Annotated in this window: 2 protein-coding genes; both read right to left on the bottom strand. The window is 69.6% G+C overall.

The features are described from left to right. Window positions 1-345, bottom strand: a 345-nt coding sequence (locus H5411_RS46640; RefSeq protein WP_183128046.1) for an Hsp70 family protein, incomplete at its 3' end; no start/stop codon positions are given. 21 nt (window positions 346-366) lie between these two features. After that, window positions 367-724, bottom strand: a 358-nt coding sequence (locus H5411_RS46645; RefSeq protein ID WP_183128047.1) for a general stress protein, incomplete at its 5' end; no start/stop codon positions are given.

The following is a 724-nucleotide window of genomic DNA, read 5'->3' on the forward strand; positions in this document are numbered from 1 at the left end:
GGCGGAGATCTCCTCCGGCGCGACCTGCTTGCTACGCACATCGAAGCGTGCCGCGCCGTTCGGGCCGGAGGTCACCTCGTAGGACACCGTATCCCGCTCGGTGGCCACCTCGTCGAAGCGGCGGCCGATGAACCGCTTCGCCGAGGCGATGGTGCCTTTCGGGTTGAGGATCGCCTGGCGTCGCGCGAGCTGCCCGACCAGACGTTCGCCCTGGTCGGTGAACGCCACCACCGACGGGGTGGTGCGGCTGCCTTCGCTGTTCGGGATCACGGTCGGCTGGCCGCCCTCCACGGTGGCGATCACCGAGTTGGTGGTTCCCAGGTCGATACCGACTGCCTTGGCCATCTCAGACCTCCCCTCACGTGATCAGGACCGGCTGGTCTGCAGCAGTTCGCGGGCGCGTTCGGCGTGCGCGGGGTCGACCAGGACCTCGTAGCGGTCGGCGATCAGCTGGCTGGCCGAGAGGAAGTCCCGGCGGCCACCGGAGAGCGCGTGCCAGATCAGGGCCGCCACGGCACCGACCACCGCGCCCCACAGCAGCGCCCACAAGATCACCGCGAACCACGCGACTGCGTTGGTGGTGAACAGCGCCAGGAACACGCCGAACAGCAGCCCGATCCACAGCCCGTTGAGGGCGCCCAGCCCGGCCGCCTTCGGATACGTCAGCCGGCCCAGCACGTCCTCCACCAGGCGCAGGCCGACACCGCTGATGGTGGTGTGCTCA

Source organism: Amycolatopsis echigonensis, assembly GCF_014174495.1.
GTDB classification, from domain to species: domain Bacteria; phylum Actinomycetota; class Actinomycetes; order Mycobacteriales; family Pseudonocardiaceae; genus Amycolatopsis; species Amycolatopsis echigonensis.